This window comes from Spongiibacter sp., assembly GCF_984394615.1.
In genome coordinates, this window is record NZ_CFHTQA010000020.1 from 37602 (window position 1) to 60150 (window position 22549).

Genomic DNA, 22549 nt, shown 5'->3' on the forward strand with positions numbered 1-22549 from the left:
TCTAGCGTATTCGGCTTTGTCTTTGGCCGTTTACAGGAGGATGTCGTGACGTCAAAAAAACTCATCAGCAGTCGCCGCCAAGTACTGCGATCCATGTTTCTGGGCTCAGTTGCCCTTGGCATATACGGCTGTGGCGGCTCGTCCAGCTCATCCAACAACAGCTCCACCCCTGACACCCCGGACGTTCCAGACGTGCCCGATGTCCCCGACGTTCCGGACCCGGTAGTTCCGGCCACCGAACTGCCGCTCCAGGCCGGCCCCCTTGCCAATATCGGCAATCTGGTTGAATCCGATGTCGACGGCACGCTGATTCCCGAGGGTTTCTCTATTCGCCGTGTGGCGCGAGCCGGTTTTTCGCCGTCCTTTAACTTCACGCTCTGGCACAGCAACCCCGATGGCGGCGCCGTGTTCCAGGCCGATGACGGCGGCTGGGTCTATGTCTCCAACAGTGAATCCACCCCCGGTGGCGTCGGCGCGCTGCGCTTCGATGCCAACGGCGATATCAGTGACAACTACCGTATTCTTCGCGACACCCGCAACAACTGTGCAGGCGGCGCGACGCCCTGGCAAACCTGGCTGTCCTGCGAGGAAGTCAGTGACGGTCAGGTTTACGAGTGCGACCCCTTTGGCAGTGCCGACGATGCCGTTGCCCGCCCGGCGCTGGGCATCTTTAATCACGAGGCCGTCGCCGTCGATCTGCCAACGCGCACCCTTTATCTGACAGAAGACAGCGGCAGCGGACGCCTCTACCGCTTCACCTCGGTCGGCGCCAAGACGTCGATCAATGGCAAGGAAGGTCTCGACCTGGACAACGGCCTGCTGGAGGTTCTGGAAATTGAGGGCTTCGAGGCCGGTGGCTATCAGGAAGACCTCGACGTCGCCCGCAAACTGCACAAGGTGAAATGGGTCGCGGTACAGTCCCCGGAGCGCACTCAGGCCGAGGTGCGCAGTGAAATTGAAGCCACGGGTGTCGGCGCACCCGGCACCGTATTCAAAGGTGGCGAAGGCATCTGGACTCAGGAATTCCCCGAAGGTCAGCGCCAGACCGTCGATGGCAGCGACCACCCCTTGCGTGCGGTGATCTTCTTTGCCTGTAAAGGCGACAACCGCGTGTATGCGCTGGACGTCGACAACGAGCTGATCGAAGTCGTGTTCGACAACGAGCAATTGACGGCCGTCGACGAACTGCCCTACGACGATGTCGACAACCTGGTCGTCAGCCCCGCTGGCGATGTGATTGTGGCCGAAGACGGCGACGCCATGCGGCTGATGGTGATGATTCCCAACCAGCCCGCGAAAATCCTGCTGCAGGTACCGGGTGGCGAAAGCGAGCTGACCGGACCGGCGTTTACCGCCGACGGCAGTCGCCTGTACTTCAGCTCGCAGCGCGGCCCGGTCAATCTCGGCATCCCCTGGTTTGGCACGACCTACGAGCTGACCATCCCCGAGGAGTACCGCTAGTCACGCAAGCAACGCAGGGCAGACGCCACGCCCTGCGTTGCCGCCATAGCCGGTGTACAATGCTGCGCTTTGCACACCGACCTGCCCATGCCCGAGCTGTTCTCCATAGGCTATGCCACCAAACCGCTGGATACCTTTCTGGCGCAACTTCGCCAGCATCGGATTGATGCGATCGCCGACGTGCGCTCGGTGCCCTACAGCAAGGCCTTCCACGATTATCACCGCGAGCCACTGGCCGCTTCTTTGCGCGCAGCCGGTATCCATTACGTATATCTGGGGGATGAACTCGGCCCGCGCTCCAAAGACCCTGCCCATTATGATGACCGCGGACAGGTGCAGTTTGACCGTCTGCAAACCGCCGAGCTGTTTTTGAACGGCATCGAACGGGTGTTTGCCGGAATGAAAAAATCCCTGCGCATTGCGCTGATGTGTGCGGAGAAAGACCCGGCGACCTGCCATCGCAGCCTGCTGATCGGTCACTACCTGCTGCACCAACGACAGCAGCCAGTGCTGCATATCGAGCACGATGGTGTATTGGAGGACGAAGCCGCGCTGGAGCGGCGGCTAATGCAAATTCAGAATATTCAGCCGGATATGCTTACCCCGGAATGCGCCTGCCTGCCGCTGGCCTGGCAGGCGCAGTGTCGACAGCACGCCTACCGCAAACCCGACTGAATTCGCCGGGACGCGACAGCATGACGACCTAGACCAGGTCGCTGAAATGATCGACCAGCAAGTCGGCACCCGCCTCTTGAATCGGCGCGCCGTGGTTATAGCCGAAACTGACACAGGCCGCGGGCATGCCGAGCGCATGCGCCGCCTGAATATCGTTGCTGGAATCACCAACCATCACCGCATTTTTCGGCGACACCCCGAGCTGCTCACACGCCAGAACCAGCGGCGCAGGATCAGGCTTTCGAGTCGGCAGAGTGTCCCCGCCGACCACGACCGGCAGCAACTCCTGCAAATCAAAGGTGGCGAGGATAGGATGGGTGAAACGCTCGGGTTTATTGGTGACACAGGCCAGTTTAATGCCTGCCGCCTGCCAGTACTCCAGCGCCTCGCGTACCCCGTCAAACAGGCGACTGCGCGAACTGCTGTCTTCGGCGTAGGCGTTGTAGAACGCTTCCAGCAACACGCGCTGCTGAGCCTGTGGAGCCTGCTGCTCACTGACTTCCAGCGCCCAGGTCAATGCCCGCTCAACCAGTTTAGGCGCGCCATTGCCCACCCATGTCCGCACACGCGCCTCGCCAGCAGGCGGGTAGCCGCAAAATTCCAGAGCGTGGTCCATCGCCGCGGCCAGATCGGGCACGCTATCGACCAGCGTGCCGTCCAGATCGAACAGCAGTGCCTGCAACGGTGCCTCGCCCAACAGCGTTTGCAGACGCATCATACGCTGGCCAGTTCGCTGCGCATGTTGTCGATCACCGCGGTGTAGTCATCGGCGTTGAAAATTGCCGAACCCGCAACAAAGGTGTCGGCACCGGCCGCCGCGATTTCAGCAATATTCTTGGCGGAAATCCCGCCGTCCACTTCCAGACGGATGTCGTAGCCGCTGGCATCGATCATGGCGCGAACTTCACGCACTTTATCGATAGTTGAAGGAATAAACTTCTGTCCGCCAAAGCCGGGATTTACCGACATCAGCAGTACCATGTCGAGTTTGTCCATCACGTATTTCAGTACGTCAGGGCCAACGGCAGGATTCAGTACCAATCCGGCCTTACAGCCCGCATCGCGGATCATCTGCAGAGAGCGGTCTACGTGAATAGAGGCATCCGGGTGGAAGGTGATAATACTGGCACCGGCTTCGGCAAAGTCACCGATCAGGCGATCGACGGGCGACACCATCAAGTGCACATCAATGGGCGCTTTCACCCCGTGATTGCGCAGCGCCTTACACACCATCGGGCCGATGGTGAGATTGGGCACATAATGGTTGTCCATTACATCGAAGTGAACAATATCCGCACCGGCTTCCAGCACGGTGTCCACTTCCTCGCCCAGGCGGGCAAAGTCGGCAGAGAGAATTGAGGGGGCTATCCAGTAGTCGGCCATGGTCGATCCCGTATGCAGTGTCGCGGCAGAAAAGAGTGCGTAGTTTACGCAGAGCGCAGCTCGGCATCCAGCGCAGCGAGGCGTTCCGGCGTTCCGATATCCCACCATTGACCGCGATGAAGACGGCCGCTCAACTGCGATCGAGCCATTAAGGCCTGCATCAGAGGTTTCAGAGGGCGGCGCCCTGGCGCCAGTCCCGCAAAGCATGCCGGCTGCCAGACACTCACCCCGGCAAAGGTGTAGCGCGGCTCGCCCTGTTCACGAAGCAGGCCGTCGTCGCCCAGTGCAAAGTCACCAGCGGGGTTGTGTGCGGGGTTGTCCACCATCAGCAGCTCTGCACCGGCTGGCCGAATCGCCCGCAGAGGCGCAAAGTCGATATCGCTCCACACGTCACCGTTAAGGAGGAGGAAGGGCACGTCGCCCAGCAGAGGTAACGCCCGCACAATGCCACCGGCAGTTTCCAGCGGCTGTTCCTCCACCGAATGCGTGATCTGCAAACCGTAGCGCGTGCCATCGCCGAGGTAATCCACAATCTGCTCAGACAGCCAGGCACTGTTGACCACCACCTCGTTAAACCCCGCAACGGCGAGCTTCTCCAGGTGATAATCGATCAAGGGTTTCCCCGCGGCGCGCAGCAGTGGCTTGGGGGTGGTCTCGGTCAGCGGGCGCATGCGCTCGCCAAACCCGGCGGCGAGGATCATTGCCCTCACAGGCGCAGTTCCCGATACCAGGGCTGCGCCGCCGCCAGCGGCAACAGCCGTGTTTCAAACCAGCGCACAAATTCATCAAATTCGGGATACTGCCGCGCGACCGACAGGGTATAGGCAATGACTAATGGCAGATCGTCGAGGTAGGCCGATTTGCCGTCACGCAATTTAAGACGGGCAAAAATTCCCAGCACTTTGATGTGCCTTTGCAGCCCCATCCAATCCACATCGCGGGCAAACTCGGCGGCATCCGGCATCGACTGCCCGGCCGTCAGTGCCTGCTGGCGATAGGCCTCAATCCACTCGCTGACACGGGTGGCAGGCCAGTGGATATAACAGTCGCGCAGCAGTGACACGAGGTCGTAACTGACCGGGCCGCGCACGGCATCCTGAAAGTCGATCAGTCCCAGTTCGTCATTCTCCAGCAGCATGATATTGCGACTGTGGAAATCCCGGTGCACAAAGCCCTGCGGCTGGGACATCGCCCGCTTGGCGAGCGCATCAAACAGTCGGGCCAGCATCTGCCACTCCTCATCGCTGAGGGTATAGCCCAATAGCTGCTGTACGAACCAGTGGGGAAAGAGCGCCATCTCCTCCAACAGCCGCTCGCGGTCGTAATCGGGAAGATCGCCATCTTGTAAGGGCATAGCCTGCATTTTCAGCAGGCTATCGAAGGCCTGACGATAATAGCGATCGGCCGCGTCAAGATCAGACAGCGCCGGGCGCAACAGCGCATCGCCAAAGTCTTCCTGCAACATGAACCCCTGCTGTAAATCCCAGCCCAGCAGACCGGGAACCCGCAAATCGGCGGCCATCATCCGCTGCTGAACAGCAATAAAGGCAGGGTTGTTCTCTTTATCCGGCGGCGCGTAGACCGCAATAAAGGCCTCACCACTGTCCAGCGTCAGGCGATAGTAGCGGCGAAAACTGGCATCACCAGAGACCACCGACAAGGTCGCGGGAGTGGTTTCTGGCAGCCCCAATTGAAGCAGGCCCCAGCGCGTCAAGTCACGGGTCAGTGTCGGATTTTCAGCAGTCATGGAAGGCAGGAAATCGGTCAATCTCAACGGGAAACGGGCATCCTAGCAGAGAATGCTTTATTATGCGCCTTCGCTAATTCAGGCCAATCGCCACACGTAATTAAGCCATTATCGAATGACTGCGTTTCGCCCATTTTTCACACTGCTGCTGTGCGGCTGCAGTGCCGCCAGCCTGGCGCAGACTGCGCCCGTGGAGCAGTGCGGCCCGATCAGTGGCCAAGCGATGCAATTCGATATGTCGCGACTCCCCGCCTACTACCAGCACTGGAACTGGGTACCCCTGGACAAACTGCCGGAAAGCGCCCGCTGCGAACTGTCGCCGGGGTGTGCCGGACGCTTTGTCGAGCCGCCCAGAGACTGGAGTGGATCAGACCAAGACCCGGCCACAGCCCCGCTGGTCGTATCCGCTGACACGATCGAATCGGTCGGCGACAGCGCGACGATGCAGGGCGGCGTAGAACTTCGCAAGGGTAGTCTCAGTCTCGACGCCGGTTACGCGCGCTACCGACGCAGCGACGGCAGCGTCATGCTGCGCGATGCCGTGGTCCTGCGTCAGCCCGGTTTTATGCTGCGAGGCCAGTCGGCCACCCTCGACACGAATGCCGGATTGGGCGAACTGACAGAAGCGGAAATTCTCAGCTATCAAACCGGTGCCCGTGGCAGCGCCGGACGCATGGCGCGCCCGGCCTTCGGCCGCTTTGAACTGGAAAAAGCCAGCTACACCCAATGTACGCCCGATAAGGAAACCTGGTCGCTGCACGCAGACAGCATTGAGCTGGACTACGAAACCGGCCGCGGCATCGCGCGCGGCACCAGTGTTCGTATCTATGATGTGCCGGTCTTTTACACACCGTATTTGAACTTCCCGGTCGATGATCGCCGCACCACCGGATTCCTGTTTCCCACCGTGGGCCTGGCCGACAACAGCCTCGACATCTCGGTGCCCTACTACATTAATCTGGCACCCAATTACGACCTGACCGTGGTTCCGCGCTATATCGAAGCCCGCGGCGAAGCCCTCGGCGGCGAATTCCGCTACCTCAACAAGTACTCAGAGTGGGCCATCAACGGCAGCTACCTGCCCAACGACCAGCGCGAAGATATCGACCGCTGGCTGCTGGGCATCGCCGAAGAAGGCTACATGGGCGATAACTGGAGCACAGAGGTCGACTACACGCGGGTCAGCGACAATGATTATTTCTCAGACCTCGGGCTGGCGAACCTCAGCGTAAAACGCAGCACCCACCTGAACCAACAGGCCAAACTGGGCTACCTCTCTGACAACTGGAGCGGCCGCCTGGAAGTGCAGCGCTACCAGACCATCGCCACGGTCGACGACCCCTATCAGAAGCTGCCCCAGCTCGCGCTGAGTTATCAGTCACCAGCTCGCAATTTCCAGCTCGAACCGTCCATGGAAGTCGAGTACACCCGCTTCGACCACCGCGACGCCATTCAGAATGGCGGCACCCAGGTTACCGGGCAGCGTTTTTATGGCGCAGCGGGCCTGAGCCTGCCGATGCGCTGGCGCTGGGGCTTTGTAGAACCCACGGTGAAGAGCCGTTATGTCGGCTACTCGCTGGACAAGGCCGACACTGTCGGCCTGGATAACAACCCCAGTGCGGCCTCCAACCAGTTCAGCCTCGATGCCGGTCTCTTCTTTGAGCGACCGCTGGAGCTGGGCGACAGCAGCCTGACCCAGACCCTGGAGCCGCGCATTTACTACCGCAATGCCGAATATGCGAATCAGAGCGATCACCCGGACTTCGACAGCGCGGCGCTGACCTTTTCATACCAGCAACTGTTCCGCGATACCCGCTTCACCGGCCGCGATCGTCTCGGCGATGCCGACCAGCTTGCGGTGGGTGTCAGCAGCCGTTTTATCGATAACGAAATCGGCCGGGAATTTCTCAGCGTGAGCGTCGGTCAGCTCTATTACTTCGACGATGGGCGCGTACAGCTGCCCGGCGACCCGGTGCGCAAAAGCAGTAATTCAGACGTTGCCAGCCAGCTTCGCTGGTCACCCAATCGCTACCACAGCGTCGATGCCGACCTGCTCTACGACGCGCGCCAGGGAAAACTGAATCAGACCAATCTGCGCTACCACATTGAAACCGAGAACGGCAGCATGATTAATCTCGGCTACAGTATCCGGCGCGAGGGTAACGAATACGGCGGCCTCGACAATGATGTTCGCCAGGTGGATGCCTCAGCGGTGATTCCGCTGAACAACCAGTGGAAACTCTTTGCCAAAACCCAGTACGACTTTGAGGACAACCGTCCGCTGGAGAATCTGGTTGGCGTGGAATACGAGAACTGCTGTTGGCTGACGCGCTTTGTCTACCAGCAGGCACTGGAACCCGAGAACGATAGCGCGTCTAATACCATTGACACCCGAACCAACTCCGCCTACCTCGTGGAGTTCCAACTCAAGGGGCTGGGCGGCCTGGGCACGGCCGTTACCAGCGTACTGCAAGAAAGCATTTTTGGTTATCAAACAAATGAATAAACGTCAGACAACACTCCTCGCCGCTCTGTTTGCCCTGTGCCTCAGCACAGTTGCACGAGCCGAAACCCAGTGGCTGGACCGCATCGTCGCCATTGTTGACGACAATGTCATTCTAGCCAGCGAAGTGAATGACCGCGTTGCCACCATCGAGCAAAACATTGCCCGCGCCGGTCAGCAGTCACCGCCGCAGGAACAGCTTCGCAAGGAAGTGCTCGACATGCTGATTCTGGAGAACATCCAGTTACAGATGGCCGACCGTGTCGGTCTGCGGATTGACGACGAACAGCTCAATCAGGCCGTTGGCCGTGTTGCTGCGCAAAACAAGATGACACTGCCGCAGTTCCGCCAGGCACTGATCGACAGCGGCGCCTCCTACAATGAGGTCCGCGAGCAAATCCGCCGTGAAATGCTGTTACAACGTGTGCAGATGGGCAATGTGAACCAGCGCATTCAAATCTCCGATCAGGAGGTCAACAACTACCTCGATTCGGAAGAAGGCCGCGCCCGCACCTCGCCGGAATACCGCCTCGCTCACCTGCTGGTGCCGGTCGATTCGGATGCCAGCGACAGCCAGCGCGACGCAGCGCTGCAACGCGCCAAGCAACTGGCAAACCGCCTGCGCAGCGGCAGCGACTACCAATCCCTGGCACAGGGCGGCATCAAGGCCAACGATCTGGGCTGGCGCAAGGAAACCGATCTGCCCTCACTGTTTGCCAATGTGGCACCCGGCATGAGCGACGGCCAGGTCTCGGAGCCACTGAAAAGCGCCTCGGGTTATCACGTGATTCAACTACTGGAGAGCCGCGGCCTGAACGAAACCATCGCCCAGACCCGCGCTCGCCACATCCTGCTCAAGCCCTCGGCAATCCGCGATGACGCCGAAACCCGCGCGCTGGCTGCCAAGTTGCGCCAGCAAATCATCGACGGTGAGTCCTTCCGCGACCTCGCCAAGGAATATTCCGAGGACATCGGCTCGGCGCAAGAAGGCGGCGACCTGGGCTGGACCTCACCCGGCCAACTGGTGCCAGAATTCCAGGAAGCGATGGACAACGCCAAGATCGGCGAAGTCACGCGTCCGATACAAAGCCAGTACGGCTGGCACATCATTCAGGTGGAAGACCGCCGCCAGCAAAACGTCAGCGGCGAACTTCGCAAACGTATGGCCCGCAACGTACTTCACGAGCGTAAATACCAGGACGAGCTGGACATCTGGCTGCGTAAAATCCGTTCGGAAGCCTACGTTGACATCAAGAACTGATGCTGCCGAAGATCGCCATCACTCCCGGTGAACCTGCCGGGGTAGGCCCGGAGCTGTTGCTGCGCATCGCGCAGCAAGACTGGCCGGCGATGCTGGTCGCTTACGCCGATCCGGCGCTGCTGCAACAACGCGCCGAGGCGCTGAACATCCCGATTGAACTGCTTGAAGTGAGCGACGACAGCCCCGCTCAAGCCCACCGGCCGGGGCAGCTATTTGTCCGCGCGGTTTCCCTCGACAGCCCGGCAAAAAGCGGGCAGCTTGACGTGCGCAACGCGCCCTATGTGGTCGAATGCCTGCGCACCGCGACCGACGCCTGTCGACGCGATGACTGCCAGGCATTGATGACCGGCCCGGTACAAAAATCCATTATCAATGACGCCGGCATTCCCTTCTCCGGCCATACGGAATACCTGGCTGAGCGCTGCGGTGTCGACAAAGTGGTTATGATGCTGGCCAGCGACGCCATGCGCGTGGCACTGGTGACCACCCACCTTCCTCTGAGCGCCGTGCCCGACGCCATCACCGACACCGAGCTGACGCGCACGCTGGAGATTCTCCATCACGACCTGCGCCACCAGTTTGGCTGTAATGAGCCGCGGATTATGGTGCTCGGCCTCAACCCTCACGCCGGAGAAGGTGGCCACATGGGACGGGAAGAAATCGAGGTAATTGAACCTGTGCTCGCCCGCTTCCGCCAGCAAGGCTGGAAACTCACCGCCCCGATGCCCGCCGATACGGCCTTCTCTCCCCGCCACCTCCAGCAGTGTGACGCCGTACTGGCGATGTACCACGATCAGGGTCTGCCGGTGCTCAAGTACCAGAGCTTTGGCCAGGCGGTAAACATCACGCTGGGCCTGCCCATCATCCGCACTTCCGTCGATCATGGCACTGCGCTGGATCTGGCGGGCAGCGGCAACGCCGACCCCGGCAGCATGGCGACCGCCCTGCACTATGCCATCGATATGGCCCAGAACGCCTACAGCGACACCACACTATGACAGCACACCGCGCCCGCAAACGCTTCGGTCAGAACTTTCTTCACGACCGGGGCATCATTCAAAGTATTGTTCGCGCTGTGTCGCCCCGCGCCGACCAGCGCCTGCTGGAAATCGGCCCCGGTCAGGGCGCGATTACTGCCGAGCTGCTCGCCAGCGGCTGCCGCTTGGATGTGATTGAGCTGGACCGCGACCTGCTGCCCATTCTGGATGACAAATTCGGTGCACTGGAGAATTTCCATCTGCACGAAGGCGACGCGCTCAAGTTTGATATTGCCGGGCTGGCAGGCGACAACGCGCTGCGCGTTGTCGGCAACCTGCCTTATAACATTTCAACTCCGCTGATTTTCCATCTGCTGTCGGCGCAATCCTGTATTCAGGACATGCACTTCATGCTGCAGAAAGAGGTGGTGGATCGCCTTGCCGCCCAGCCGGGCAGCAAGGCCTATGGTCGACTGGGAATCATGGCCCAGTATTACTGTCAGGTGGAATCGCTGTTTGACGTTCCCCCGGAATGCTTCTCACCGCGCCCCAAAGTGATGTCGGCAATCGTCCGCCTTACCCCGCATCGCGAGCTGCCGATTGTTGCCGACAACGTGGACACCCTCCAGCGAGTGCTGCGTGAAGCCTTCAATCAGCGCCGCAAGACCCTGCGCAACAACCTGAAGAACCTGCTCAGCGGCGAGCAGATTGAGACACTGGGCATTGATCCCGGCATTCGTCCGGAACAGCTCGGTCTTACAGAATTTGTTACCATAGCCAATTTCCTCGAGCGCCAGGCGCGCTGAACCCGGGTATTCATGAGCCACACCGAAAACGTTGAAATTCAAGTCGACACGCAGTTTCTGCCGGAACAATCCAGCCCCGAGGAATCGCGTTTCGCCTTTGCCTATACCATCACCATTCTCAATCACGGCGACGAGGCTGTTCGCCTGCTGAACCGCCACTGGATTATCACCGATGGCGACAATCAGGTGCAGGAGGTTCAGGGCGAGGGCGTGATCGGCAAGCAACCGCTGATTGAACCCGGTGAATCGTTCACCTACACCTCGGGCGCCGTTATCGACACCGCTGTCGGCACCATGGAAGGCAGCTACGAAATGATCAGCGCCTCCGGGCGCCCATTTATTGCGCCCATCGGCGTGTTCTCGCTGGCCCAGCGCTCCGCGCTGCACTGAGCAGAAACATGAGCCGCTACGCTGTTGGCGATTTACAAGGCTGCCTCAAGCCCTTGCGCTGCTTGCTTGATGCGGTCAATTTCGATCCTTCGGCGGATCAGCTCTGGCTGGTTGGCGACCTGATCAACCGCGGCCCTGATTCCCTGGATACCCTGCGCTACCTCTACAGCATTCGCGACAGCCTGCGCATCACCCTGGGCAACCACGACCTGCACTGTCTCGCCCTTGCCCAGGGCTATACCGATCGGGGACGCCATCCCACATTGGACGCGCTGCTCAACGCCCCCGAGCTGCCCGAGCTGATGCACTGGCTGCAACAGCAAGCCCTGGTGCTACGCTCGGAGGACGGGCGCTACCTGATGAGCCACGCAGGCATTCCGCCGATCTGGAGCAGCGAGCAGGCACTGGCGCTGAGCGCCGAGCTGGAATCGGTACTGCAAGGCCCGCAAAGCGAAACCTTCTTTAAGAACATGTACGGCAATGAGCCTCTGCGCTGGCGGGATGACCTGGAAGGCGCAGAGCGCTGGCGCTGCATCACCAATTACTTTACCCGCATGCGCCTGTGTCGCGCCGATGGCGAGTTGGAACTGAAATTCAAAGGGGCCGTCCGCGACATTCCCGAGGGCTACCAGCCCTGGTTTCGCTGGCCAACCGCCCCCCGGCAGGAAACACTGCTTTTCGGCCACTGGGCTGCACTGGAAGGCAAAACTGGCAGAAGCGACGTGATCGGCCTGGACAGCGGCTGCGTCTGGGGACGCCATATGACACTGCTGGATATGGATAGCGGTGAACTGCATCGCTGCGATTGCCACTAGGCCTTCCCCCACCTCACAGAATCGTTGATTATTCGCCCATGGACATTTATCTGGTCGGCGGCGCGGTCCGCGACGAACTCTTAAACTACCCCTTCCACGAGCGTGACTGGCTGGTGGTGGGCGCCACGCCCGAGGAACTGACTGATCTCGGCTACGAGCAGGTCGGCAAGGACTTTCCGGTTTTCCTTCACCCGAAAACCAAAGAAGAATACGCCCTCGCACGACGCGAGCGAAAAACGGCGGCGGGCTACCACGGTTTTGTCTGCGACTTTGGCCCTGAAGTGAGCGTTGAAGACGATCTGCGACGCCGCGACCTGACCATTAACGCCATGGCAAAGGCCGACGACGGCTCGCTGATCGACCCCTTTGGTGGCCAGCAAGACCTTGAACAGCGACTGCTGCGCCACGTCTCCCCGGCATTTGCCGAAGACCCGCTGCGTATATTCAGGGTTGCCCGCTTCGCCGCCCGCTACGCCCATCTCGGCTTCCACATTGCCGACGACACCCTACTGCTGATGCGGCAGATGAGCACCGCCCGCGAACTGGGCGCACTCAGTCCCGAGCGCATTATGGTCGAGATCAACAAGGCCCTCAGCGAACGCCAGCCCAGTGCCTTTTTCGAGAGTCTGCTGGCCTGCAGCGCACTGAATACCTTATCCCCAGCCTGGGCCGACAGCTTGAACGCCGCGCTGCTTCAGGCGCTGAATAAAACGGGACTCGATGTCGACCAGCGCTTTGCCCTGAGCTGCAGCGCAATGTCTGGTGAAGACGTTGAGGCGCTCTGCACCCGGCTTCGCACCAGCAAACTGGCCACGCTGCTGGCTCGCCATGCCGCCAGCGCCCTGCCGCTGACAAAGGCTCTGCCAGCCGATGCGACGCTGTCACAACTGGAAGCACTGGATTACCTGCGACGACCGGAGATACTCGATAAGCTGTGCGGCATTGCAGCCGCGCTGGGTGAAGACAGTGAGCAGCTCCAACAACTCAAACGCGCCGCAGCGGCACTCGGTCGTATCGACGCAAAGCAGTTGATGGAGGAAGGATTGCGCGGCCCCGCACTGGGCAAGGCCTTACGTGAGCACCGCCTGCAAACACTGACGATGCTGCTGGAAAAACGCTGAAATCAGCCGGCGCTGCCGCGTTCGATAATAATGCCGACTTCGTCCGCGTAATGCAGGGCGTTCGGTTTGGCCAGACGCAAACGCAGCCAAGGCACACCAAACTCATCGCGAATCAGGGCCGCACAGCGCTCGGCCAGGGTCTCCACCAGCAGAAATTCGCTCTGACGGATAAAGTCACACAGGCGCTCACTGATGGCCTGGTAATTCAGCGTCAGGGAAATGTCTTCGGCAGCCGCCGCCGCCCGAACGTCATAGCCCATTTCCAAGTCGATAAGTACCGTTTGGCGGTGGAGACGTTCGTAATCGTGAGTACCAATAATGGTATCGACGCGTAAACCGCGTACAAAGACTTTATCCATGATTCAGTTTCCCAGACCGGGCAGCTCGTTCATCGGCCAGCGAGGACGCACCTGCACCGACAGCGCCTCCGCTTGCCCAGCCAGCAGACGGCAAGCACCTGCGTAGGCAATCATTGCACCGTTGTCGGTGCAGTAGGCAGGGCGCGGATAATACACTTGGGCACCGATCTTCGCCAGTTTCGCTTCCAGCCGCTCACGCAACAAGGTATTGGCACTCACACCACCGGCAATCACCAGTCGCGACAGCCCTTCCTGCTTCAGCGCACGCAGACACTTGATGGTCAGGGTATCCACCACGGCGTCCTGGAACGCGGCCGCGATATCGTTGCGATCCGTTTCGCTCAACACGCCGCCAGCACGGCAGTCATTCACGGTATTCAGCGTGAAGGTTTTCAGTCCACTGAAGCTGAAGTCCAGACCGGGGCGATTAACCATCGGCCGGGGAAAATCAAAACGCCTGTTGTCACCCAGCGCGGCCACCTTCGCGAGTTGCGGTCCACCCGGATATGGCAGGCCCAGCATTTTCGCCGCTTTATCGAAGGCCTCCCCCGCCGCATCGTCCAGCGACTCGCCCAGCAATTGATAATGACCAATGCCGTCGACGCGGACCAACTGCGTATGCCCGCCGGACACCAGCAAGGCAATAAAGGGGAACTCGGGGGGATTCGCTTCCAGCATGGGCGCCAACAAATGGCCTTCCATATGGTGAACAGCCAGCGCGGGCACGCCCCAGGCGTACGCCATCGCACGCCCGGCACAGGCACCCACCATCAGCGCGCCCGCCAGACCGGGGCCAGCAGTATAGGCCACGGCATCGAGGTCGCCGCCGTTCATTCCGGCCTTATCGAGTACTTCGCGAATCAGCGGCAACAACTTGCGAACATGATCGCGGGAGGCCAGTTCCGGCACCACGCCGCCAAACTCCGCATGCAGGGCAATCTGGCTGTACAGCGCATCGGCCAGCAGCCCCTGCTCGCTGTCGTAGATTGCCACGCCTGTCTCGTCGCAGGAGCTTTCGAGTCCAAGTACCCGCAAAATCGGCCCTTCCGCACTGTTACTGAGCGCGCATCATACTGATTTCCCCCTGACGGCACCAGATAAGCCGCTTTTTACTTTGCATTTTCACAATACAGCGTTTAGAATTCTGCGCCCTTAGAGAGCCACGTTTGTATCGGTGGCAAAAGAATCGATTGCTAACTTTTATCAGCACAGGTTTAACGAATGCCTTCAGTTAAGATCAAAGAAAACGAGCCCTTTGATATCGCTCTGCGCCGTTTCAAGCGCTCTTGCGAAAAAGCCGGCGTCCTTGCCGAAGTTCGTCGTCGCGAGTTTTACGAGAAGCCGACGTCAGTTCGCAAGCGTCAAGCGGCGGCAGCTGTTAAGCGTCACGCGAAAAAAGTTTCCCGCGAAATGAAAAAGCAGCAGCGTCTCTACTAAGAGCGCCTGCCGGCAGCCACCATCGCGCTGCCATCTGCACAGCTATTTGCGAAAGATGGGCGACCCCAGTGGTCGCCCGTTTTTGTGTCTGAAAAACACATCTCCAGCAGGGAAATGCCGATGAGCCAGCCAACACTGAAACAATCGCTGAACGACGCTATGAAAGCGGCCATGCGCGCCCGCGAGAAAGAGCGCCTGGGCGCCATTCGCCTGATTCAGGCCGAGGTTAAGCGCATTGAAGTGGACGAGCGCATTGAAGTGGACGACGCCCGCCTGCTGACCATCCTCGACAAAATGTGCAAGCAGCGCCGCGACTCCATTACCCAGTATGAAGAGGCGGGACGCGAAGAGCTGGCCGCGCAAGAGCGCGCCGAAATGGCCGTTATCCAAGAGTTCATGCCCACACCGCTGAGCGATGAAGAGCTGGACGCGCTGATAGAGAAAGCCATCGCCGACAGCGGCGCCGACTCCATGAAAGACATGGGCAAGGTGGTTGGCCTGATCAAGCCTGCCGCCCAGGGCCGCGCCGACATGGCAGCCGTAAGTCGCAAAATTAAAGAGCGACTGGCCCAGTAAACCGGCTGGGCTGGTCGGCACCCCTCCAGCCTTGCTAATCTGAAGCTCCCGTTTCATCGGATCAGCGCCGTGGCCGCCAAAGGACGTATCCCCCAAGCCTTTATCGACGACCTGTTGTCGCGGGTGGATATTGTCGACGTCATTAACCGTCGCGTATCCCTGAAAAAGACCGGCCGCAACTACACTGCCCGCTGCCCGTTTCACGAAGAAAAAACCCCCTCGTTCAGCGTCAACCCGGACAAACAGTTCTACTATTGCTTCGGCTGCGGCGCGGCGGGTAACGCCATCGGCTTTATCATGGACTACGAACGGCAGGATTTCCCTGCCGCCATCGACAGTCTCGCTCACAGCGCCGGACTGGAAGTCCCCCGAGAAGAACTCAGCCCCCAGCAGGCGCAGAAACAACAGCGCCGCAAGACCGTCTACGACTTGATGGAGCAATTGGCCAGCTACTACCAGCGCCAGCTTCGCCAACATCCCGACGCCGAACGCGCGGTCGGCTACCTGAAGAAACGCGGCCTCAGCGGGCAGATCGCCCGAGACTTCGGCATCGGCTTCGCCCCACCCGGCTGGGACAACATCCTGCAAGGCTTCGGCGCCAATCCCGAAGGCCGACAGCAACTGCTCGACGCAGGCATGCTGGTTGAGAAAGAAGACAGCGACCGCCTCTACGACCGCTTCCGCGACCGCATCATGTTCCCCATCCACGATAACCGGGGACGGGTGGTGGCGTTTGGCGGGCGCGTACTCGGCGACGACAAGCCCAAATACCTCAACTCGCCGGAAACCGACATCTTTCACAAAGGCCGCGAACTGTATGGCCTGTACGAAGCCCGTCAACACAATCGCCAACTGGAGCGGGTCATTATTGTTGAGGGCTACATGGATGTCGTCGCACTGGCTCAACATGGCATTCGCTGCGCCGTCGCCACCCTCGGCACCGCCAGCAACAGCGACCACCTGCGCACAGCATTTCGCTACTGCAGCGAAATTGTCTTCTGCTTCGACGGCGACGAGGCCGGGCGCCGCGCCGCCCAACGCGCACTGGAAAACGCCCTGCCAACCATGGAAGACGGGCGCAGCATCCGTTTTCTCTTCCTCGATGAAGGTCAGGATCCCGACGACACCGTGCGGCGCATCGGCGGCCCCGGCTTCGAGGGACTGGTCGCCCGCTCCGCCAAACTCGAGAGCTACTTTTTCGACAGCTTCAACGACCAGCTTGACCCGGACACCATGGAAGGACGCGCCAAGCTCGCCAAGCTGGCAACACCGCTATTAATGCTGCTGCCCGACGGCGTCTACAAAGAGCTCATGTTTGACGAACTGGCCAAGCGCAGCGGCCTGAGTCGCCCGTCACTGGACAAGCTACGAGAAAACACCCCGCAGCCGGAACAGCAGGAAGAGCGCGCCGACAGCCCCGCGCCACGGCCAAAGAAACGCGACAGCGCCACGCTGCTGGAGCAACTGCCACGCGGAAAACGCGACCCCGGCCTGTTTGCTCTGGCAATGTTGCTTTACGCCCCCAGTGAGATTGTCGACGGTATCAGCGCGCTGCCGCCCAGCGACAACGACCCCGGCTTGCAGTTGCTGAGCGCCATTGTCGAACTGCTGCGCAAGCGACCGGAATCCTCAACCGCGATGCTGCTCGGACACTGGCACGGCCAGCCCGAGTACCCGCTGCTGACCGATGCCTTGAAGACCATCGAGTTGCTGGGCAGCAGTCTGGATGAAGCACTGGCACGCAGGGCTTTTTTCGACACCCTTGAGCACTTTGAGCGCCGCCAGAAGGACACCCACCTTCAACAGAGGCTGGCCGCATTGCGCGAACGCGAAGAAGTCGACAAAGCCGCTACGGGCAACTACGCTGAACTCAGCGATGACACCAAAGCCGAGCTGCGACACATCCAGCAGCTTTTGGCACACAAACACCGCAAGTAATGCCACTGATCCCGCCTGAACAAAGCAGGTTTTTACTGGTCGGAGACTGTGCATTTAGGGTACAATATGCGGCTATTTTTCACCTGCACCTACGAGTATTTTGCAAGCATGAATGACTCAACGCATCAATCGCGCCTCAAACAACTCATTGCCAAAGGCAAGGAGCAGGGATACCTGACCTACTCTGAGGTAAATGACCACCTTCCGGAGGACATTTCCGATCCGGATCAGGTCGAAGAAATTATCCAGATGATCAACGACATGGGCATTCAGGTATTTGAACATGCCCCTGACGAAGACACCCTGATCATGACCGGCGGCGACTCCTCCGACGACATCGCCGCCGCCGAAGCTGCCGCCGCCCTGGCTGCAGTGGAAACCGAAACCGGCCGCACCACTGACCCCGTGCGCATGTACATGCGCGAAATGGGCACCGTCGAACTGCTGACCCGTGAAGGCGAGATTGTCATCGCCAAGCGTATTGAGGAAGGCATTCGCGACATGATGGCCGCGCTGGCCTACTACCCCGGCATCGTGTCTGGCGTGTTGACCGAGTACAACAAAGTCGCCACTGAAGAGCGCCGTCTGGGCGATATTATCAGCGGCTACCTGGACCCCGCCGACGAAGTGCCCTCTCCGCAGGCGCAGGCTGCTGCTGCCGCTGAGTCCAGTGACGACGACGAAGAAACCACCTCCGGCCCCGATCCCGAGGAGGCAAAACAGCGCTTCTCGGCCCTGCAAAAGCAGAACGACAAAGTCGAGAAATGCATCGCCGATCACGGTCGCTACAGCAAGCAGACCGCCAAAGAGCTGGCCGCACTGGGCGAACTGTTCAAGTTCTTCAAACTGACCCCCGGCACCTTCGATCCGCTGATCGAAGAAGTCCGCACCACGCTCAGCTCCATCCGCGCGCTTGAGCGCGAGATTATGGTGATCTGCGTGAAGAACGTCGGCATGGACCGCAAAGAGTTCATCCGCAGCTTCCAGGGCAATGAAGCCAACGCCAGCTGGATCGACGAGCACATTGCCAAGTACCCGGCACTGGCCGACTACAAAGATGCCCTCGGCCGCATTCAGGCTCGCATCGCCGTCATTGAAGAACGTCAGGACCTGACGATTTCCGACATCAAGGAAATTAACCGCCGTATCTCCATCGGCGAAGCCCGCGCTCGTCGCGCCAAAAAGGAAATGGTCGAAGCCAACCTGCGCTTGGTAATTTCCATCGCCAAAAAGTACACCAACCGTGGCCTGCAGTTCCTCGACCTGATTCAGGAAGGCAACATCGGCCTGATGAAGGCTGTCGACAAGTTCGAGTATCGCCGCGGCTACAAATTCTCCACCTATGCCACCTGGTGGATTCGTCAGGCGATCACCCGCTCCATCGCCGACCAGGCACGTACCATTCGTATTCCGGTGCACATGATCGAAACGATCAACAAGCTGAACCGTATCTCTCGCCAGATGCTTCAGGAAATGGGTCGCGAGCCCACTCCGGAAGAACTGGGTGAGCGCATGGAAATGCCGGAAGACAAGGTTCGCAAAGTACTGAAAATCGCCAAAGAGCCGATCTCCATGGAAACCCCGATCGGCGACGATGAAGATTCGCATCTGGGTGATTTCATTGAGGACACCACCATTTCCTCGCCAGTTGACTCTGCAACAGGCGAAGGCCTGCGCGAAGCAACCAAGGAAGTGCTGGCTGGTCTGACCGCCCGCGAAGCCAAGGTGCTCCGTATGCGCTTCGGTATCGATATGAACACCGACCACACGCTGGAAGAAGTCGGCAAGCAGTTTGACGTTACCCGTGAGCGTATCCGTCAGATCGAAGCCAAGGCCCTGCGCAAGCTGCGTCACCCGACGCGCTCAGATCACCTGCGCAGCTTCCTCGACGAGTAATACAATCATGCGGCGACCCGCGCTGGTCGCCGCGCAGCCCTGAACGACTCCACACGGAATCAGAACAGTGCCCATGCGCAAACTGCTTATATTCAGTCTTTTTATTGCCTTGATGGCCGGTTGCAGCTCGACCCCTGAAGAACCCGTGCCCGTCGTCAACGAACAAGCTGAGCGCGAGCAGGAACTGAACGAACAACTGCAGACCGCCATCGGCTTTGCCAACAAAGGCCATTATTACGTTGCAGAAGACCAGCTTAAGGTCATTGCCAACGAGCCTCGCAACAAAACCAGCCTTCGCCAGCAGGCATTGACGCAACTGACCCTGCTCTATCTGAACAAAGACAATCCCCGAGCGAACACCGCGCGCGCCACCCGCAGTCTCGACCAACTCAATGTGCTGAACAATGGCCGCTCCGGCGACAACACCGCGATTTTTACCGCGCTGGGCTATGCGCTGGAAGCACGTATCAGCTTGGAAGAAGCCCAGCGCAAAGTAGAAGAATCGGCCCGCACCCAGCAGGTTCTAATGCAGGAAATTAACGCACTGCAGATCGCGCTGGATAAGCTGCGCCAGCTCTCGCTGCAATAAGCCCATCACTCGGGGCGATCGCCTCCCGCCCGGCGCAGATACAGCGCCAACTGCTGCTCCAGCACACTGGCATCGGCCTCGGTGCGAGCAAGCATCACTGGCACGGCGCGCCACTGGCTGGCACGCAGCCCGGCCAGAAATTCGCCAACCTGACGGTCATCACTGTGCGGCCCTATCACAATCAACTGCCACGCGTGCTCGGCCAGTAGCTTCCGGGCCTCGCCCACCGTACTCGTGCGAAACAACTGCCAATACTCGGAACCGGGTAAACGCGCGATGACATTGGCCAGCGCATCCCCTTCTTCCAGTAACAGCAGATTGCCCACCGCCCCGGCGGGAATCAGCTCCCGCACGGCAGCGGCTAACTCCTCGCGCTCCACCGGCTTCACCAGGTATTCGTTGGCGCCCAGCAGCAGCCCCAAATCCCGCTCATTCAGCATGGACTGCATCAGCACCGGCACATTGCTCAGCCCCGGCTCCCGACGCAGAATATGCAGCACTTGCCAGCCGTCCATAATCGGCATCATTACATCGAGAATAATCAGATCGGGGCGCTGCTCGCGCGCCAGATCCAAACCCTCTGGCCCAGTGCTGGCCGTACGCACCCGGTAGCCCTCTCGCTGCAAGCTGCGGCGGGCAATTTCCAACGCATTCGCGTCGTCATCAATCACCAGCACATCGCCACGCGCAGTGTCGGCATCCTGACTGCGCAGCGCGACCGAGGTTTCACCGTTCACCGGCAGCCGCAACAGAAACCGACTGCCTTTCCCGGCCTCGCTTTCGGCGCTGAGCGTACCGCCCAGCAGCTCTGAAAACTTCTTGGAGATCGTCAGCCCCAGTCCAGAGCCGCCAAACTGCTTGGTCGTCGACAGATCTGCCTGCACAAATGCATCGAAGACATTCTCAAGTTGTTCGTCACTCATGCCGATACCGGTGTCCGACACTTCGATATTCAGGGTATTGTTTTCGCCGCTCGCTTCCTCCCAGACTTTCAGCGAGATATCACCCTCTCGGGTAAATTTGGCGGCATTGCTCAGCAGATTCAGCAGCACCTGCCGCAGCCGGGTCACATCGGTGCGCACATAATTACTGCTGAACTGGTAATCGCAATGCAGGCGGTTGCGGTTTTTTTCCATCAGTGGCGCCGCCGTCACCTCGACGTCGCGCAGCACCGAATCCAGCTCCACACTTTCCCAGAACACGGCCATGCGCCCGGACTCGATTTTGGAAATATCCAGCACGTCATTAATCAGCGTCAGCAAATGCTTGCCTGCCAACTGCACCTTTTCCAGGTCTGGCTGCAAGTCGCCGGCGGGCAGCGCAGGGTCGTCCTCAATCTCCTCAAGCAGCATTTCGGAGTAGCCAATAATCGCGTTCATCGGCGTGCGCAGCTCATGGCTCATATTTGCCAGAAAGCCACTCTTGGCCTGATTGGCGGCATCCGCCCGGCGACTGGCTTCACGCACACGACTCATAGCACTGCGCAGATTGGCCGCCATCTCATTAAAGGACTTCGCCAACTGCCCGAATTCATCGTGCCCCATATCGGCAATGCTGTAATCAAAATTGCCACTGCCCCATTCCGCCGTGCCCTTTTGTAACTGGCGGATGGAACGACGGGTATAGCGGGTAATGTAGTAACCGAGCACAAAGGTGGTAATCAGCGCCAGCAGGAATACCCCCAGCGCCACCTTGTTGGTCAGGCTGACGATGTCTTTGAGGCGGGCATTAATTTCATCCGAGCGAATCAACAGTGCCAGCTCATTGTCGCTCAAGGTCGCACTGAGCTGCTGGTATTCCGTCGTGGCGATCAGCAGCGCTTCAGCGGCGTCATCCGACGACACCAACCGCTTTTCCGTCGCCAGCAAAAATCGCTGCCAGGCATCCAGCAATGTCTCGGTCACCAGCGGACGATAACTGTCCGGCTCCATGTATTCACGCAACTCGCGATTAAGCGTGTCCTGCAGTTCACGCAGTCGCTCAATGGCCGCCAGCAGCTCTCCCCGCTCATTCTCGTTCAGCTGCTTATTCGCCGCCGAGGCATTGAGGGCTTCCACCACTCGCATTTTGCGCTGAATACCATATAGCTGCTGACTGAAGGCGTTCATGTCCGACTGCGTACTGATCACATTCTGTAACAACCAGACATTGCGGCGGCGGGTATCATTGCCCCACACCTGCACCAGCACACTGCCCAGCGAGAGCAGCAGAATAGTGACAAAAGACAGGGTTAAACGGCGGGTAAAACTCATGAAGGCTCAGCCAGCAGTGCGTTCATTTTGCTCAACAGACGCGGCAGGTCCACAGGCTTGGTGTCGTAATCGTCACAGCCCGCCTCCATCGCCCGCAGCCGGTCGTCGGCCATGGCGTGGGCAGTCAGCGCAATAATGGGAATGCGGCGCAGCGAGTCATCAGCCTTCATTTCCCGCGCCACCTGCCAACCGTCCTTTACCGGCAGACTCATATCCAACAGCAGGATATCCGGCGATTCACGGCGACTCATATCAATCCCCTGCTGACCATCGACGGCCAGCAGCACCTCATAACCGCGACGCTGCAGACGACGGCTGAGCATATCGCGGTTCATTTCATTGTCTTCAACCAAAAGCACGGTC

Annotated in this window: 22 protein-coding genes; 14 read left to right on the forward strand and 8 right to left on the reverse strand. The window is 59.6% G+C overall.

Annotation, left to right across the window (positions count from 1 at the left end):
• The first annotated feature begins 45 nt into the window (after positions 1-45).
• Positions 46-1461 (forward strand): alkaline phosphatase PhoX, encoded by a 1416-nt coding sequence (locus tag AC5DB9_RS09335; RefSeq protein ID WP_272992012.1) that lies wholly within the window; start codon positions 46-48, stop codon positions 1459-1461.
• An 87-nt stretch (positions 1462-1548) separates the two neighbouring features.
• On the forward strand, positions 1549-2136 hold the full coding sequence (locus tag AC5DB9_RS09340; protein ID WP_273009581.1) for a DUF488 domain-containing protein: 588 nt from the start codon (positions 1549-1551) through the stop codon (positions 2134-2136).
• A 28-nt stretch (positions 2137-2164) separates the two neighbouring features.
• Here the strand turns inward: AC5DB9_RS09340 and AC5DB9_RS09345 are convergent, their stop codons facing one another.
• From AC5DB9_RS09345 to AC5DB9_RS09360, 4 genes are read right to left on the reverse strand one after another with little or no spacing between them, the layout of a single operon-like run.
• On the reverse strand, positions 2165-2854 hold the full coding sequence (locus AC5DB9_RS09345; protein WP_022959434.1) for a phosphoglycolate phosphatase: 690 nt from the start codon (positions 2852-2854) through the stop codon (positions 2165-2167).
• Positions 2851-3519 (reverse strand): ribulose-phosphate 3-epimerase, encoded by a 669-nt coding sequence (gene rpe, locus AC5DB9_RS09350; RefSeq protein WP_272992008.1) that lies wholly within the window; start codon positions 3517-3519, stop codon positions 2851-2853. Before rpe ends, AC5DB9_RS09345 begins: the two co-directional genes overlap by 4 nt.
• 44 nt (positions 3520-3563) lie before the next feature.
• Complete coding sequence (gene murU, locus AC5DB9_RS09355) at positions 3564-4220, reverse strand: N-acetylmuramate alpha-1-phosphate uridylyltransferase MurU (protein ID WP_272992027.1); 657 nt, start codon at positions 4218-4220, stop codon at positions 3564-3566.
• A 5-nt stretch (positions 4221-4225) separates the two neighbouring features.
• Positions 4226-5266, reverse strand: coding sequence for an aminoglycoside phosphotransferase family protein (locus AC5DB9_RS09360; protein WP_272992006.1), 1041 nt, complete (start codon positions 5264-5266; stop codon positions 4226-4228).
• A gap of 115 nt (positions 5267-5381) precedes the next feature.
• Between AC5DB9_RS09360 and AC5DB9_RS09365 the strand changes: the two genes are divergently transcribed.
• Genes AC5DB9_RS09365 through AC5DB9_RS09395 form a run of 7 tightly spaced genes read left to right on the forward strand, consistent with a single transcriptional unit; the run spans position 5382 to position 13139 of the window.
• Positions 5382-7772, forward strand: coding sequence for an LPS-assembly protein LptD (locus AC5DB9_RS09365; protein WP_272992003.1), 2391 nt, complete (start codon positions 5382-5384; stop codon positions 7770-7772).
• Positions 7765-9030, forward strand: a complete 1266-nt coding sequence (locus AC5DB9_RS09370) for a peptidylprolyl isomerase (protein ID WP_272992001.1) — start codon at positions 7765-7767, stop codon at positions 9028-9030. The genes AC5DB9_RS09365 and AC5DB9_RS09370 overlap by 8 nt, the downstream gene beginning before the upstream one ends.
• Positions 9030-10028: a 4-hydroxythreonine-4-phosphate dehydrogenase PdxA gene (gene pdxA / locus AC5DB9_RS09375; RefSeq protein WP_272992000.1), complete on the forward strand. Its 999-nt coding sequence runs from the start codon at positions 9030-9032 to the stop codon at positions 10026-10028. Before AC5DB9_RS09370 ends, pdxA begins: the two co-directional genes overlap by 1 nt.
• The gene (gene rsmA, locus AC5DB9_RS09380; protein WP_022959441.1) at positions 10025-10813 is read left to right on the forward strand and encodes a 16S rRNA (adenine(1518)-N(6)/adenine(1519)-N(6))-dimethyltransferase RsmA; all 789 of its coding nucleotides are present in this window, start codon (positions 10025-10027) and stop codon (positions 10811-10813) included. Before pdxA ends, rsmA begins: the two co-directional genes overlap by 4 nt.
• A gap of 12 nt (positions 10814-10825) precedes the next feature.
• Positions 10826-11203, forward strand: a complete 378-nt coding sequence (apaG, locus tag AC5DB9_RS09385) for a Co2+/Mg2+ efflux protein ApaG (RefSeq protein ID WP_022959442.1) — start codon at positions 10826-10828, stop codon at positions 11201-11203.
• Between the two features lie 8 nt (positions 11204-11211).
• Entirely contained in the window at positions 11212-12018 is an 807-nt protein-coding gene (locus AC5DB9_RS09390; protein WP_272991998.1) for a symmetrical bis(5'-nucleosyl)-tetraphosphatase, read from the forward strand.
• A 38-nt stretch (positions 12019-12056) separates the two neighbouring features.
• The gene (locus AC5DB9_RS09395; protein WP_272991996.1) at positions 12057-13139 is read left to right on the forward strand and encodes a tRNA nucleotidyltransferase/poly(A) polymerase-related protein; all 1083 of its coding nucleotides are present in this window, start codon (positions 12057-12059) and stop codon (positions 13137-13139) included.
• A gap of 2 nt (positions 13140-13141) precedes the next feature.
• Here AC5DB9_RS09395 and folB read toward each other — a convergent pair whose 3' ends face one another.
• Positions 13142-13498, reverse strand: coding sequence for a dihydroneopterin aldolase (gene folB / locus AC5DB9_RS09400; RefSeq protein ID WP_022959445.1), 357 nt, complete (start codon positions 13496-13498; stop codon positions 13142-13144).
• Between the two features lie 3 nt (positions 13499-13501).
• Entirely contained in the window at positions 13502-14533 is a 1032-nt protein-coding gene (gene tsaD / locus AC5DB9_RS09405) for a tRNA (adenosine(37)-N6)-threonylcarbamoyltransferase complex transferase subunit TsaD (protein WP_272991993.1), read from the reverse strand.
• A gap of 186 nt (positions 14534-14719) precedes the next feature.
• Between tsaD and rpsU the strand changes: the two genes are divergently transcribed.
• The 5 genes from rpsU (at position 14720) to AC5DB9_RS09430 (ending at position 19934) form a co-directional block, all read left to right on the forward strand.
• Positions 14720-14935 carry a 30S ribosomal protein S21 gene (gene rpsU / locus AC5DB9_RS09410; protein ID WP_022959447.1) on the forward strand — a complete coding sequence of 72 codons (216 nt, stop codon included), beginning with the start codon at positions 14720-14722 and terminating at the stop codon, positions 14933-14935.
• A 120-nt stretch (positions 14936-15055) separates the two neighbouring features.
• Entirely contained in the window at positions 15056-15511 is a 456-nt protein-coding gene (locus AC5DB9_RS09415; RefSeq protein ID WP_022959448.1) for a GatB/YqeY domain-containing protein, read from the forward strand.
• 69 nt (positions 15512-15580) lie between these two features.
• Positions 15581-17449 (forward strand): DNA primase, encoded by a 1869-nt coding sequence (gene dnaG / locus AC5DB9_RS09420; RefSeq protein ID WP_272991989.1) that lies wholly within the window; start codon positions 15581-15583, stop codon positions 17447-17449.
• A gap of 108 nt (positions 17450-17557) precedes the next feature.
• Positions 17558-19345 (forward strand): RNA polymerase sigma factor RpoD, encoded by a 1788-nt coding sequence (gene rpoD / locus AC5DB9_RS09425; protein ID WP_272991987.1) that lies wholly within the window; start codon positions 17558-17560, stop codon positions 19343-19345.
• 73 nt (positions 19346-19418) lie between these two features.
• On the forward strand, positions 19419-19934 hold the full coding sequence (locus tag AC5DB9_RS09430) for a putative periplasmic lipoprotein (protein WP_022959451.1): 516 nt from the start codon (positions 19419-19421) through the stop codon (positions 19932-19934).
• A 5-nt stretch (positions 19935-19939) separates the two neighbouring features.
• On the opposite strand, the gene AC5DB9_RS09435 is transcribed toward AC5DB9_RS09430, so the two are convergent.
• Both AC5DB9_RS09435 and AC5DB9_RS09440 read right to left on the reverse strand, forming a co-directional pair.
• The gene (locus tag AC5DB9_RS09435) at positions 19940-22186 is read right to left on the reverse strand and encodes an ATP-binding response regulator (RefSeq protein WP_272991985.1); all 2247 of its coding nucleotides are present in this window, start codon (positions 22184-22186) and stop codon (positions 19940-19942) included.
• Positions 22183-22545 carry a response regulator gene (locus AC5DB9_RS09440; RefSeq protein ID WP_491732044.1) on the reverse strand — a complete coding sequence of 121 codons (363 nt, stop codon included), beginning with the start codon at positions 22543-22545 and terminating at the stop codon, positions 22183-22185. Before AC5DB9_RS09440 ends, AC5DB9_RS09435 begins: the two co-directional genes overlap by 4 nt.
• Between the last annotated feature and the right edge of the window lie 4 nt (positions 22546-22549).